The 14,104-nt window shown below is 33.1% G+C and carries 16 protein-coding genes and 1 other RNA gene; 11 read left to right on the plus strand and 6 right to left on the minus strand.

Annotated features, from left to right (window positions below):
* Positions 1–19: 19 nt before the first annotated feature.
* Together QO190_RS10790 and QO190_RS10795 are read left to right on the plus strand one after the other, a co-directional pair.
* Positions 20–520, plus strand: coding sequence for a peptidylprolyl isomerase (locus tag QO190_RS10790; RefSeq protein WP_069798636.1), 501 nt, complete (start codon positions 20–22; stop codon positions 518–520).
* A gap of 85 nt (positions 521–605) precedes the next feature.
* Entirely contained in the window at positions 606–842 is a 237-nt protein-coding gene (locus QO190_RS10795) for a VF530 family DNA-binding protein (protein WP_371463117.1), read from the plus strand.
* Positions 843–934: 92 nt separating this feature from the next.
* On the opposite strand, the gene QO190_RS10800 is transcribed toward QO190_RS10795, so the two are convergent.
* Both QO190_RS10800 and QO190_RS10805 read right to left on the minus strand, forming a co-directional pair.
* On the minus strand, positions 935–1,309 hold the full coding sequence (locus QO190_RS10800) for a YchJ family protein (RefSeq protein ID WP_371463115.1): 375 nt from the start codon (positions 1,307–1,309) through the stop codon (positions 935–937).
* A gap of 222 nt (positions 1,310–1,531) precedes the next feature.
* On the minus strand, positions 1,532–3,568 hold the full coding sequence (locus tag QO190_RS10805; protein WP_371463113.1) for a M3 family metallopeptidase: 2,037 nt from the start codon (positions 3,566–3,568) through the stop codon (positions 1,532–1,534).
* Between the two features lie 84 nt (positions 3,569–3,652).
* Between QO190_RS10805 and QO190_RS10810 the strand changes: the two genes are divergently transcribed.
* The 8 genes from QO190_RS10810 (at position 3,653) to rpoN (ending at position 10,392) form a co-directional block, all read left to right on the plus strand.
* The gene (locus QO190_RS10810; RefSeq protein ID WP_371463111.1) at positions 3,653–4,171 is read left to right on the plus strand and encodes an SRPBCC family protein; all 519 of its coding nucleotides are present in this window, start codon (positions 3,653–3,655) and stop codon (positions 4,169–4,171) included.
* A gap of 100 nt (positions 4,172–4,271) precedes the next feature.
* A complete protein-coding gene (locus tag QO190_RS10815) occupies positions 4,272–4,721 on the plus strand; it encodes a hypothetical protein (RefSeq protein WP_371463109.1) in 450 nt (149 codons plus the stop codon).
* Between the two features lie 100 nt (positions 4,722–4,821).
* The gene (locus QO190_RS10820; RefSeq protein WP_371463108.1) at positions 4,822–5,331 is read left to right on the plus strand and encodes a nitroreductase; all 510 of its coding nucleotides are present in this window, start codon (positions 4,822–4,824) and stop codon (positions 5,329–5,331) included.
* 114 nt (positions 5,332–5,445) lie between these two features.
* Positions 5,446–6,006 (plus strand): 30S ribosomal protein S16, encoded by a 561-nt coding sequence (locus QO190_RS10825; protein ID WP_069798862.1) that lies wholly within the window; start codon positions 5,446–5,448, stop codon positions 6,004–6,006.
* A 128-nt stretch (positions 6,007–6,134) separates the two neighbouring features.
* Positions 6,135–6,680, plus strand: a complete 546-nt coding sequence (gene rimM, locus QO190_RS10830) for a ribosome maturation factor RimM (protein WP_213195374.1) — start codon at positions 6,135–6,137, stop codon at positions 6,678–6,680.
* 102 nt (positions 6,681–6,782) lie between these two features.
* Positions 6,783–8,231, plus strand: a complete 1,449-nt coding sequence (gene asnS / locus QO190_RS10835) for an asparagine--tRNA ligase (protein WP_069798866.1) — start codon at positions 6,783–6,785, stop codon at positions 8,229–8,231.
* 70 nt (positions 8,232–8,301) lie between these two features.
* Positions 8,302–8,847 (plus strand): ORF6N domain-containing protein, encoded by a 546-nt coding sequence (locus tag QO190_RS10840; protein WP_371463105.1) that lies wholly within the window; start codon positions 8,302–8,304, stop codon positions 8,845–8,847.
* A 78-nt stretch (positions 8,848–8,925) separates the two neighbouring features.
* Positions 8,926–10,392: an RNA polymerase factor sigma-54 gene (gene rpoN, locus QO190_RS10845; protein ID WP_371463103.1), complete on the plus strand. Its 1,467-nt coding sequence runs from the start codon at positions 8,926–8,928 to the stop codon at positions 10,390–10,392.
* Between the two features lie 38 nt (positions 10,393–10,430).
* On the opposite strand, the gene QO190_RS10850 is transcribed toward rpoN, so the two are convergent.
* Together QO190_RS10850 and QO190_RS10855 are read right to left on the minus strand one after the other, a co-directional pair.
* Positions 10,431–11,108 (minus strand): beta-carotene 15,15'-monooxygenase, encoded by a 678-nt coding sequence (locus tag QO190_RS10850; protein ID WP_371463101.1) that lies wholly within the window; start codon positions 11,106–11,108, stop codon positions 10,431–10,433.
* Positions 11,101–11,595, minus strand: a complete 495-nt coding sequence (locus QO190_RS10855; protein WP_371481327.1) for an RNA polymerase sigma factor — start codon at positions 11,593–11,595, stop codon at positions 11,101–11,103. Before QO190_RS10855 ends, QO190_RS10850 begins: the two co-directional genes overlap by 8 nt.
* A 398-nt stretch (positions 11,596–11,993) precedes the next feature.
* Between QO190_RS10855 and rnpB the strand changes: the two genes are divergently transcribed.
* An RNA gene (rnpB, locus tag QO190_RS10860) (RNase P RNA component class A) lies at positions 11,994–12,323 on the plus strand.
* A gap of 13 nt (positions 12,324–12,336) precedes the next feature.
* On the opposite strand, the gene QO190_RS10865 is transcribed toward rnpB, so the two are convergent.
* Entirely contained in the window at positions 12,337–12,960 is a 624-nt protein-coding gene (locus QO190_RS10865) for a lysostaphin resistance A-like protein (RefSeq protein WP_371463097.1), read from the minus strand.
* Positions 12,961–13,171: 211 nt separating this feature from the next.
* Positions 13,172–14,047 (minus strand): polyphosphate kinase 2 family protein, encoded by an 876-nt coding sequence (locus QO190_RS10870; RefSeq protein ID WP_371463095.1) that lies wholly within the window; start codon positions 14,045–14,047, stop codon positions 13,172–13,174.
* Positions 14,048–14,104 lie beyond the last annotated feature (57 nt).

The following is a 14,104-nucleotide window of genomic DNA, read 5'->3' on the forward strand; positions in this document are numbered from 1 at the left end:
CTCTAAAAAATAAAATATTATGACAATAGACAACCAACAAGTAGTTGCACTCAACTATGTTCTTCACACAGATGGAGAGAATAACGAAAAAGTTCTTGTAGAAAAATCAGATGCGGGAAATCCGCTTACTTTTTTATATGGAGTGGGAATGATGATTCCAAAATTTGAAGAAAGCATCAAAGGATTAACTTCTGGCGATAAAGCTTCTTTCACAATTTTACCAGCAGAAGGTTACGGCGAAAGAAATCCTCAAGCAGTAGCACAATTGCCTTTAGAAATGTTCAATGAATCAGGAATGCCACCAGTTGGTGCAATTCTTCCACTTTCAGACAACCAAGGAAATAATTTCCAAGCAGTAGTGGTAGAAGTTACTCCAGAAGTTGTAGTAGCAGACCTTAATCATCCAATGGCTGGAAAAACTTTATATTTCGATGTAGAAATCGTAGATCATAGAGAAGCTACTGAAGAAGAACTAGCACATGGACATGCTCACGGAATTGATGGTAACTCTGGTCACTAATTTCTAATCTTTTTTTGAAATTATACTTTAAAATAAATTTTTAAAATAAAAAATCCCGAAATTTTCGGGATTTTATTTTAATAACATGGAACAGAATTCTAAAGATCCTTTACACGGGAAAAGATTAGACGCCATTCTGGAAGAATTGGTAGAGTATTACAATGGTTTCGAAGAACTGGGAAAGCAAATAAACATTCGATGTTTCAACGAAAATCCAAGCATCAATTCTTCGCTTAAATTCTTACGAAAAACAGATTGGGCAAGGAAAAAAGTAGAAAGTCTTTATCTCTATGTTTTGAGACAAAAGAAGAAAAATAAGTAATGTTTTTATTAAGCTCTCGCTGATTAGGCAAAATTGTGCAGATTAGAAAAAGTAAAATCAGCAGAATCCGCAAAATCTGCGAGAATTTAATTTTAATCCAAAAATTTTCCCGAAACATAATACCATTTTTTATCTACCTTTTTAAAAGTGGATAACTCATGATGAATGTTTTCTTTACCGAATTTATCTGTAAAGTAGGCTTTAAATTCTACTTCTTTTTCGCTGGAATTGATGATTTCCAGTTTTGTCCAAATGTTTTCTTTTCCCCAAGCTTCCAATTCACTTTTGTCATGGAATTTTCTTTTGCTGGGCAATGTGGTTTGCCATAAATATTCACCATTCGGAATGGCAAATGCAGTATAACGAGAACGCATCAGTTCTTCCGCAGTTTTGGGGAACTCTTTTTTAGAATGAAACGGTTCGCAACATTCATCGTATAATTTTCCTGAACAACAAGGACAATTCATAATTTTTTGTTTTTTTAAACACAGAGATACAGAGGTTTCGCTGAGTTCACGAAGGAATTATTTAATTTTTTTCAAATATTTATTAAGAAAAGCAAAGGATTCAAAGAGTTCACAAGGAATTATTCTTGTCAAATATAAAAAGAAAAATTCCACAAAAATTTAAAAACCGTGTTCACCGTGAGTCCTCTGTATCTCTGTGTTTCAAAGATTCTCAATTTTCCATTAACCAAAAGCTCTTTTCAATAAACTTTCTACTTTCGGTTCACTTCCTCTGAAATTTTTGTACAATTCCATTGGGTCTTTTGTTCCGCCACTTTCGAGCAACGTTTTAAATTTTTTAGAAATTAAAGGGTCAAAGACCCCATTTTCTTTGAAATATTGAAAAGCATCTGCATCTAATACTTCTGCCCACTTGTAAGAATAATATCCCGCAGAATATCCTCCTTGGAAAATGTGTGAAAAACTGGTGCTAACAGCTGTTTCTGCTAGAGTAGGATAAACTTGAGTCGCTTTGATGGTTTCAGTTTCAAAGGTTTTTACATCTTCTACTTTTACGTTTTCGGCGTGATAAGACATGTCCAAAATTCCGAAGCTGAGTTGTCTCAAGGTTTGATAGCCTTCCATAAAGTTTTTAGAATCTTCTATTTTCTGAATTTTTTCATCTGGTAAAACTTCGCCCGTTTGATAATGTTTCGCAAATGTTTTTAAGAATTCTGGTTCGTAACAGTAATTTTCTAAAAATTGTGAAGGCAATTCTACAAAATCCCATTTCACAGAAGTTCCAGAAAGATTAGGATACTGAGTGTTCGCCAAAACACCATGTAAAGCATGCCCGAATTCATGGAAAAGCGTGGTTACTTCATTGAAAGTCAGTAAACTTGGTGTTTCAGCAGTGGGTTTGGTGAAATTGCAAACAACAGAAATATGCGGTCTGTGGTTTTCGCCATTTTTGATGTATTGATTTTTAAAACTCGTCATCCATGCTCCTGCTCTTTTTCCCTTTCTTGGATGATAATCAGCGTAAAGCAATGCTTTAAAACTTCCATCTTCCGACTTCTGACTTCCGACTTCTAGAACTTCATACGTTTTCACATCAGCGTGATATTTTTGAATGTCAGTGGTTTCTACAAATTCTAACCCGAAAAGTTTTCCAGCTAACCCGAAAACCGCTTCTTGCACTTTGTCTAACTGGAAATAAGGTTTCAATTCTTCATCATTGAAATCAAATTTTTGTTTTCTGAGTTTTTCGGCATAATAAGCGTGGTCATAACTTTGCATTTCTGTAATTCCATCAGCTTTTGCTAAAACGGAAAGCTCTTCCACATCTTTTTGGGCAAAAGGTTTTGCTTTAGTCAATAATTCGTTCAAAAATTCTAACACTTTCTGTGGAGATTTTGCCATTCTCTCTTCTAAAACATAATCTGCAAATGATTTGTAGCCTAACAATTGCGCTTTTTCTTGACGAAGTTGTACTAATTCTTTGATGAGGTTTTGGTTGTCAAATTCACCACCATCAAAAGATTTTTTTCCGTTTGCAATCGCTAATTCTTTTCTCAACTCACGATTTTCAGCATAGGTAAGTACAGGAAGTAAACTCGGGAACTGAAGCGTAATCACATAACCTTCTAGGTTTCTTTCCTTTGCTTCTTCTTCATATTGCGCAAGAATAGCCTCTGGAATTCCTGCCAAATCTTCTTTGTTGGTCAAGTGTTTATAGTATTGATTGGTCGCTGCCAAAACATTTTGTCCGAATTGCAAAGATTTTTTAGAGAGCTCAATATTAATATTTTTGAGTAGTTCTTTTTTTTCGTCATTCAGCAATGCACCGTTTCTTACAAAACCTTTGTAGGTTTCTTCTAGAAGCATTTTTTGCTCTTCGTTAAGCGTATAATGGTCTTTTTCGTCGTAAACTTTTTTAATTCTTGAGAAAAGTTGTTCGTTTTGCGAAATTTTCGAAGCAAATTCGGTCAATAAAGGCGAAACTTCTTGAGCGATTTGTTGAATTTCATCATTCGTTTCTGCAGAATTAAGGTTAAAGAAAATATTAGAAACCACATCTAATTGTTCGCCAGAATAAGCCAAAGCTTCGATGGTGTTTTCGAAAGTAGGCGTTTCAGGATTTTGAGTAATTTCTTCTATTTCTTGCAAAGATTTGTCTATCAGTTCTTTGAATGCAGGTAAGTAATGTTCTTCTTTTATTTCTGCAAAAGGAGCTGATTGATATTTTGTATTGAAGGATTGTAAAAGTGGGTTTGTCATCGTTTGTTAAAATTTTGGACTGTAAATTTAGTTAAATTAAAAATATTTATCTTTAAGGAATCACAAAATATACATTATAACACTATGAAAAAGTTTTTAAAAATCCTTTTGGCGATTCTAGCCGTTTTGGTGATTGCCATGTTTGTCATTGGTGAAAAATACCATTATGAAAAATCGATTGTCATTAATGCTCCTGCAGAAAAAGTGTATTCACATCTCAATTCTATGAAAGCATTTAATGAATGGAATCCTTGGATGAAATTAGACCCGCAGTTGCAATCTACTTACTCTGGAGTTTCTGGTCAGATTGGCGATCAACATTGCTGGAAAAGTGATAAAAAAGATGTAGGAAATGGTTGCCAAGAAATCACAGAACTTATTCCAAATCAGAAACAAAGCACTAAAATGGCTTTTGAAGGTCAAGGTGAAGCCACTTCTGATATTGTATTAACACAAGAAGGAAATGCTACAAAAGTGGTTTGGACATTAGATGCAGAAATGGAATATCCTTCTAATCTCATGAAGCCAATGATGGATTACTGGATGGGTAAATCGTATGAAGAAGGACTCCAAAATTTGAAAAAACTTTCAGAAAAACCTTAATGTAAAAATTTTAGAAATATTAAAAAAGGGAAATTTCCCGTTTTTTTATTTTTCGGTATTTCAAAAGAGAATTTTATCTTCGCTGAATATTTTAATGAAGATGTTGGTCAAAGATTATGATAAAACTGCACTGAGAAATTTTGTGAAAGACACGATTTCTGGGAAGATAAAAACGCTGGAGTTTTATCTCAACTTTACTTTGGAAGCAACGAGAGAAGTAAAGAAAACTTCTAAGTATGATTCGATAAGGGAAGAAATGCAAGAAGAAATTTATCACTTAGATAAACAAATGTTTGCGCTCAAAACCATGCAAAAGAAAATGAATCAGGTGCTTCATCATTCTTCGGATAGAGTAAAGCTCGGTTCACTGGTCATTACCAATAAAGCCAGATTTTATCTTTCGGTATCTCTCGGCGAGTTTTTCTACGAAGGAGATCGGTTTTATGCGATTTCAGAAGAAAGTCCGATGGCTAAAATCATGTTGGGTAAAACCGAAGGCGAAGAATTTGTCCTCAATAGAATTCACCAAAAAATTGAAAAAATTATTTAATTAGTTTTGTTAAATATCAATAGGGGCGGACTTTAGTCCGCTTAATAATAATCAATCATTCAATTTGGCTTTAGCCAAAACTTAATAGATTTTTTAAAAAATGAACAATCCAGAAATTTTAAAACAAATCATAGAAAGCAGAAAAAGTACGTATCCCAAAGATTATACTGGCGAAGAAATTTCTCAGGAAATATTAGATGAAATTTTAAGTTCTGCACAGTTTGCTCCCAATCACAAGAAAACAAAACCCTGGAGATTTAGAGTTTTTAGAGGAGAAGAAAAGCAGCAACTGGCAAAAGAAATTCAGAAAATTTATAAAGAAACGACGCCAGAACACTTGTTTTTAGAGAAAAAATATCTTGATTTTGCTGAAAAAATTGCCAAAACAGACACCGTTGTTACCATTTCTGTAAATTTCAGTGGTTTGCTTCCAGAATGGGAAGAAATTGCAGCGACTTCGATGGCGGTTCAGAATATGTATTTAACCTGTACGGCAAATCAAATAGGCTGTTATTGGAGTTCTCACACAGTAATAAATCATCTCGGTGAGTTTCTGAATTTAGAAGAAAATCAACGTTGTCTCGGATTGTTTTATTTAGGGAAAATTTAAGTTCCACCTTCCAATAACAAACGCCGGTCAAAATTTTTTTGAAACAAAATATTTTACTATCTTTGCACACTTAAAAATATTAACAGGGACGAGTTCCCATAAATTCACAACAATATGTCAGTAAAAATTAGATTACAAAGACACGGTAAAAAAGGAAAACCTTTTTTTCACATCGTAGTAGCAGATGCTAGAGCAAGAAGAGATGGTAGATTCATCGAGAAATTAGGAATTTACAATCCAATTACTAACCCTGCAACAATTGAACTAGATGTAGATTCAGCTGTTAAATGGTTAAACAATGGTGCTCAACCAACTGATACTGCAAGAGCTATCCTTTCTTACAAAGGTGCTTTATACAAAAAACACTTACAAGGTGGTGTAGCAAAAGGTGCTTTCGACGAAGCTGAAGCTGAAAAAAGATTCAACGCTTGGTTAGAAGCTAAAGAAGCTGCTGTAAACGCTAAAAAAGACGGTTTAACTCAGTCTAAAGAAGCTGCTAAAAAAGCTGCTCTAGAAGCTGAAGCTAAAGTAAACGAAGCTAGAATTGCTGCTGCTGCTCAAGCAGAAGCTGATGCTAAAGCTGCTGAAGAAGCTGCAAACGCAGAACCTGTAGCTGAAGAAACTACTGAAGAAACTCCAGCTGCTGAAGCTGAAGGAACTGAAGCAGAAGCATAACAATTTTAGAAATAAAATGTACTAAAGACGCAATTTATTGCGTCTTTATTCTTTTAAAACAAAGTATATTTGCATCATAAAACCAAATAAAATTTTTTTGGTTTTTAAAAATTTAAAAATATCAACCCATGAAAAAAGAAGATTGCTATTTTTTAGGAAAAATTACCAGAAAACACGGTCTAAAGGGAAATGTAATCATAAAACTAGATACAGATCAACCAGAATTATACCATAAACTGGAAGGGATTTTTGTAGAAGTGAACGGACTTCTCGTGCCTTTTTTTGTGGAAAAGCAACAATGGGGAAATGATAATTCTAAAATCATTACTTTCAAGAATTCTTCTGAACAATTGGTAGAACAATCTATTGGCAAAAATGTTTTTTTACCACTTTCTACCTTGCCTAAACTTTCAGGAAATCAATTTTATTATCACGAAGTCATTGGGTATGAAATCAGAGAAGAAGATGGTAAATCTTGCGGAAACATTGTAGAAATAAACGACCAAACTGCACAACATTATTTTATTCTAAAATTAGCAGACAAAGAAATCATCATTCCGATTATTAAAGGCTGGATTCTAGAAGTAAACCGTGAAGAAAAATTTATCAAAATGCAATTGCCAGAAGGTTTGATGGATGTTTTCTTGACTCCTGCCAAGAATGACGAGCAATAAAATTATTCTTTTCGAAAACTAATTTTTAAAACCGTAAAAATCTCCGCGTTACATCAAAAATTACGCCAAAATTTCTTATTTTTGCTGAATAATTATGAAGTCATGAGTAAGAAGACCATTAAAGAAATTTTAGGAGATTATAAAAAACTTTTACATCACGATATTACCATTCAAGGTTGGGTGAGAGCATTCCGTTCTAACCGTTTCATCGCGTTGAATGACGGTTCTACGATAAATAACATTCAGATTGTAGTAGATTTCGAAAATTTCGACGAAGAAATCATCAAAAATATTAAAACTGCTTCTTCGCTTAAAATTACCGGTGAGGTAGTAGAAAGTGAAGGAAAAGGTCAAGATATTGAAATCATTGCAAAGAAAATTACAATTCTTGGTGATAATTTCTCTGAAGAAATGGAAAAAACTGTTCTTCAACCAAAAAAGCACTCTTTGGAGGTTCTTCGTGAGCAGGCGCATCTTAGATTCAGAACCAATCTTTTTGGAGCGGTTTTCAGAGTGAGAAGTGCGGTAAGTTTTGCGATTCACCAGTTCTTTAACCAAAATCATTTCTTCTATATGAACACGCCAATCATCACAGGCGCTGATGCAGAAGGCGCTGGTGAAATGTTTGGGGTGACGAATTTTGATTTAAACCAAATTCCAAGAGATGAAAACGGCGACATTGATTTTGCACAAGATTTCTTTGGCAAAAAAACTAATCTAACGGTTTCTGGTCAGTTAGAAGCAGAAACAGCAGCGATGGGATTAGGTAGAGTGTATACTTTTGGGCCGACTTTCCGTGCTGAGAATTCTAATACGACAAGACACTTGGCAGAATTCTGGATGGTAGAACCAGAAGTGGCTTTCAATAACTTGGAAGATAATATAGATTTGGCTGAAAATTTCTTGAAATATGTAATCGGTTATGTTCTAGAAAATTGCAAAGATGATTTGAAGTTTTTAGACCAAAGATTTGCTGAAGAACAAAAACAAAAACCAGAAAAAGATAGAGCAAAAGAAGGCTTAATAGAAAAACTAGAAAACGTAATCAAAAAACGTTTCATGAGAGTTTCTTATTCTGAAGCCATCGAAATTTTATTGAATTCTAAAGAAAATAAAAAAGGAAAATTCCAGTTCCCAATTGAAGAATGGGGCGCAGATTTACAATCAGAACACGAGCGTTATTTGGTAGAAAAACACTTCGAGTCTCCAGTAGTTTTATTTGATTATCCTAAAGAAATCAAAGCCTTTTACATGAGATTAAACGAAGATGGAAAAACCGTAGCAGCAATGGATGTTCTTTTCCCAGGAATTGGCGAAATTATTGGTGGTTCACAAAGAGAGGAAAGATTAGATGTTTTGAAAACCAAAATGCAAGAAATGCACGTAGATGAGCATGAACTTTGGTGGTATCTAGATACTAGAAAATTCGGTTCTGTTCCGCATGCAGGTTTCGGTTTAGGTCTAGAAAGATTAATTCTTTTCGTAACAGGAATGACCAATATTAGAGACGTAATACCTTTCCCTAGAACTCCGAAAAACGCTGAGTTTTAAGGTGAATTAAGGTTGTGTCTAGATGTTTTTTTAGTCTACAGCCTTAAAATTTCATAAAACTAATAACCAAATGCTTATAAAATTTAACAACATCGAGGAAAAGATAATTACCTTGAGAAATGAAAAAGTAATTATCGATAGTGATGTAGCAGAATTGTATGGAGTAGAAACTAAAAGAATAAATGAAGCGGTAAAAAACAATCCTGAAAAATTTCCGCATGGATATATTTTAGAGATTGACAAAACAGAGATTGAAGATTTGCGGTCGAAATTTTCGACCACAAAATGGTCGTCAAAATCTAGAGTTTTGCCAAAAGCTTTTACAGAAAAGGGTTTATATATGTTGGCTACGATTTTGAAAAGTCAAAAAGCAACACAAACGACCATCGCTATTATTGAAACTTTTACAAAAATTAGAGAATTATCTCGTACTGTTTCAGAATTGGCAGAAGTGAAAGATGAAAATGAACAAAAATCTTTGATGCAGAAAAGTGGTGAAATTATTTCTGATATATTGGGAGAAGAAATGAAAACTACAGATACAGAAACCACAGTAGAACTCAATTTTGCGGTATTGAAATTTAAACACACTATCAAAAGAAAAACCGATAAATAAATTTTATAAAAATAATTTTTAAAAATATAACACTTCAAAAATTCAAATTGATAATTTTGAATTTCTAAATAATAAACAATGCTCAAACAAAACCTACAAATAAAATTAGGACAAAAATTAGCTCCTCAGCAAATTCAGTTGATGAAGTTGATACAGCTTCATACGCTTGAGTTTCAGGAAGAGCTAGAGCGTGAGTTAGAAGAAAATCCTGCCTTGGAAGTCGTTAAAGAAGACAGTGGTGATGAGGACGATTTTAGCAGTCTAGACTCGGATTACGAAAGTGAAGGAAGCGAAAGCATAGATACTGATTTTGATGTAGATGAATATTTGTATGATGATGAGCCTTCTTATAAAACCGCTTCTAGCAATTTTTCTGCAGATGACGAAGATTTTGATAACGAAAGTTTATTAACAGAAGGACAGTCTTTGTATGATTATTTGATGGAGCAAATCCACTTATCAAGTATAGATGATGATGATTTGAAAATTGCAGAATACATCATCGGAAATCTAGATAATGACGGGTATTTGAGACGTGAGATTAAAGCTATTGTAGATGATTTGGCTTTTTCGCAAGGGATTTATACCACTCAAGAAAAAGTAAAGGAAATTCTAGAAAATTATGTTCAAAAACTTGATCCAGCTGGAGTAGGAGCGAGAGATTTACAGGAATGTCTTTTACTGCAAATTGAGAAAAAAGTAAGCAGAGATCAATCGGTGATTTTAGCAGGTAATATTTTAAGACATCAGTTCGATGCTTTAACCAATAAACATTACGGCAAAATCATCAATAAATATGATATAGAAGAAGAAGATTTAAAAGATGCGCTAGATGTGATTTCTAAATTGTCTCCAAAAGTAGGCGGGAATTTTGATACACAAACCATCACCATCAATCAAGAGATTATTCCAGATTTTGTGATTCAAATAAAAGACGGACAAGTTATTCCGCTTTTGAATAGTAGAAACGCGCCAACTCTTAGAGTTTCAGACGAATATAAAGAAATTTTACATACATATTCTCACGATAAAAATTCGGCAGATCATAAACAAGCTGCACTTTTCATCAAACAAAAATTAGATGCTGCAAAATGGTATATAGATGCCATTAATCAACGCCAAAATACTTTAATGCAAACTATTTTGGCAATTGTAAAACTGCAAAAAGAATATTTCTTAAGCGGTGATGAAAAAAACATTAAACCAATGATTCTGAAGGATGTAGCAGATATTACAGGTTTTGATATTTCTACCATTTCTAGAGTAGTAAAAAGTAAATATGCTGATACACCAAACGGAATTATTTTGCTTAAAAATTTATTCTCAGATTCTTTAACGAATGATGATGGAGAAGAAGTTTCGACCAAGGAAATTAAAAATCATTTGCAGGAAGTGATTGATAATGAGGATAAAAGAAAACCTCTTACAGACGATGCTTTGGTAGATTTGCTGAAAGAGAAAGGCTATAACATTGCCAGAAGAACCATCGCAAAATACAGAGAACAACTTAATATTCCTGTAGCGAGATTGAGAAAAGAATTATAAACGAAACCTTCAGAATTGTCTGAAGGTTTTTTTATCATTTATTGCTCTTGTTCTATTTTTTGGAGTTGTTGCAATTTGTTTCCTAATCTTCTCATGATAATTCCGTAAACAACACGATAATAGATAAGGATAAGCAGTAAACCAATGGTAACACTCACAATCGCCCCAACAACAATACCAATAAGAGTAGCGTTTTGCAGTTGTATTTCTTGAAGTTTCAGAATATTCATCGAAAAAATGGTTAATACCATTGCGAAAAAGATGAGCACAATAATATTGGTAAGGATAAATAAATTTACAGTTCTTTTAAATTTTATAATCTGAAGGATAAAATTTTTCAGGTTGTTTTCTATATTTATTTTTTTGTAATTTCTATAAAATAACACCACAAAAACAGCAGTAATGCTAAGGCTTAAAACCTTAAAAAAGAAGAATAAGTGGGAGAAATCTTTTTCAATTTCATACGTAATTTTGGCACCTAATTTTTTAATGATATGTAGAAAACTGCTTGTTTGGTCTGTGTAGAAAACAGAATAAATACTTACTGCAGCAAAAAATAAAAACTCTGCAATGCTAATCCATAGAATATATTTCACATAATTTCTAGAAGATTTATTAAGCATCGCCTCAATTTCAGAAGATTGATACACTTCTGGAACAGGTTGTTCTTGCCACGATTTTTTAAGATCGTCTATATTAAAATCTTGATTAGGCATGTTGTATCATTAATTCTTTTAATGTTTTTTTCAATCTATTCATTTTTACTCTGGCGTTTACTTCTGTAATCCCTAAATTTTCAGCAATATCGCGATAAGGCAAATCGTCTAGATACATCATCACAATCGCACGTTCTACTTTTGGGAGCATTTTAATCACCTTGTAGAGCAGGGTAATCTGTTGTTGCTTTTCGTCATCATCTTCCACATAATCTCTGTGGTGAAAATCCATCAACTCATCAGTTTGAGGAGATTTCGTTTTCTTTCGGAAAAGCGTAATTGCCGTATTGAGCGCTACTCTGTACATCCAGGTAGAAATTTTGGACTGTCCTTTGAATGAGTCGTAACTGCGCCAAAGTTGTAACACAATTTCTTGAAAAAGATCCTGTTCATCTTCCAGAGAATTGGTGTATAATCTAGAGACTTTTATAATAAGCCCCTGATTTTCCTTTATCAACTTAGAAAATTCTTTTTGTTTAGAATCCAATTTTTTAGAAATTAAAGAACGAAGATAAGAAAATGCGCTCATTAATGGATATCAAAACATATTTTTTTTCTTGGGCGCCAAATTCCTCGTTCCGCTCTCGCTTTTTTGTTTTTTGTCATTCTGAGCGGAATCGAAGAATCTAAAAAAACAAAAAGAGCTCCGCTCAACTCGGGGCGCAAGTTTAGGGATTTTTAGAAACCATTTTTTTTTAAAATAACTTTCAGTGAAAAATATAACCAACCCTTTCTGCGTTTTTTGAGGAATCTGTAAAACGCAGAAAGGGTTCAGAATAATAAGAATACATTCCACAATATTCTAACATCCATCATCCATCATCCATCATCTAACATCTAACATCTAACATCTAACATTCAAAATTTCCGTATCTTTGCACTCCACGAGAAAAACAGCTTGTTGATTCCAAGAAATTGGGGTAGGAAAGTCCGGACATCACAGAGCAGCATAAAGGTTAACAACCTTCCGTCGTGAGACGAGGACAAGTGCAACAGAAAGCAAGTACAGTTCGGCTGTAGTGAAATCAGGTAAACTCTATGCGATGCAATGGTAAGTATATCGATGCTTTTTAGAGCAATCTAAAAATAGGAGTAGCTCGCTCCGAAAATCGAGGGGTAACCAGCTCAAGGTTTGCAGTAATGTAAACAGTAGATAAATAACAAGCGTCCCGTTTCATCGGGAAACAGAATCCGGCTTATCGTTTTTCTCGTGGTTTCTTTTTTAGTTTCAAGCCCTTAATTTCGAATTTTTATGTTTTGAGTTTATAGTGTATAAACCTGTTATTAGTAAAATACCCCCAAAAAAAATAAACATCCAATAATATATATTTAAATTTAATTTGTCAATATTATCCAAAAGAGTTTTTCCATAGAGCTTTAATAACCCAACAATTAAATTACACAAAAAATGAAAAATCATTGGAATTATTATTTTTTTTGATTTTATATATAAGTATCCTGCTACTAAACCTAAAAGAAAAGTTGGTATTAAATTAGAGAAATTTGGAAGATGATATAATGAAAAACAAATTGATGAAAAAATAATAGCATTTTTCACTGAATATAATTTTGAGAGATTATCAATAAAAATTTTTCTAAAAATTAATTCTTCAAAAAATGGTGCAATAATTAATGCAGGAACTGCTCTAATTAAGAATTCAAAATTTAATTCTGAATTCATATTTACAATATTTAGAGGGAAATCATTTGGAGTTGTAACTCTTTTATATATTTCGAAGAATGGTTCTTGCAAAATTTTCAAACCAATAGCTGATAAAATTATTGGTAAAATTAAGCTCTCACTAAATGGAATAAAAACATTTTTAAATCTAATAATGGTTTTGTTCTTCAAAAATTTTGTTAAGAAAAAATAATAACAAAAAACAGTTAGTATGCTTTGTGTTATAAATGAAATAATATAAGGAATTTTTAGAAAATAACTAATGCTACTTATCATAAAACCTATAAGATTCATTAAAATTATTAGAATGAAAGTGTAAAGTAATGCCTTCCAAAAATTCATAAAAATCTACTTTCTTAACCTTTTCCTTAACCTCTACCTATTATTCACTTTCCAATTGTCTTTTTGCTTCCGCAAGTCCAGCTTTATCTTCGGCAGAAAGTTCAGGAAATTTCAAATTCATTTCTTCCAAAGCATTGATAATAATTTGTATAGCGGCCACTCTTGCAAACCATTTTTGGTCAGCAGGAATTACAAACCAAGGAGCGTGGTTTTTACTTGTTTCAGAGATTGCTTCTTCATACGCTTTCATATATTGATCGAAAACAGCACGTTCTTTTAAGTCACCAATAGAAAATTTCCAGTTTTTTTCTTGTTCAGCAATTCGGTCTAGGAAACGTTTTTTCTGCTCTTCTTTGGATACATGGAGGAAAATTTTCACAATTTTTGTTCCATTTCTTGAGATATGTTTTTCAAAATCTTTGATGCTTTCGTATCTGTTTTCCCAGAATTTTTCATCAATTTCGTCAGTAGATTTCCAAACTTTTTCGCTTAGATTAAATTCAGGATGCACTTTACACACCAAAACACTTTCGTAATGACTGCGGTTGAAAATACCTATTTTCCCTTTTTCTGGTAAAGCCAAATAATGCCTCCAGATGAAATCATGACTGTATTCTTTAGAAGTTGGCGTTTTAAAACTGGTCACTTCACAACCTTGCGGATTTACTCCACCGAAAACATGCCCTATCAAACTGTCTTTTCCGGCAGCATCCATCGCTTGTATCACTACCAAAAGTGATTGACTGCCATCTGCGTAAAGCTTTTCTTGAAGTTCGTAGAGTTTTTTCTTCTCTGCCTCGAGCATTTTTTGACCTTCTTCTTTGGTCAGTTTGCCTTTATAACCGGTGTTGAAATCTTTGAGATTGAATTTTTGATTTTCTTTTACAAGAAAGTTATCGGTGAAATTGGTGTCCATTTTTTGAAAAATTTTGTTCAACTAAAGATAATAAAAAAAACCGACTGGTTACAGTCG

This window comes from Cloacibacterium sp. Arc13 (assembly GCF_041431305.1).
Classification (GTDB): domain Bacteria; phylum Bacteroidota; class Bacteroidia; order Flavobacteriales; family Weeksellaceae; genus Cloacibacterium; species Cloacibacterium caeni_B.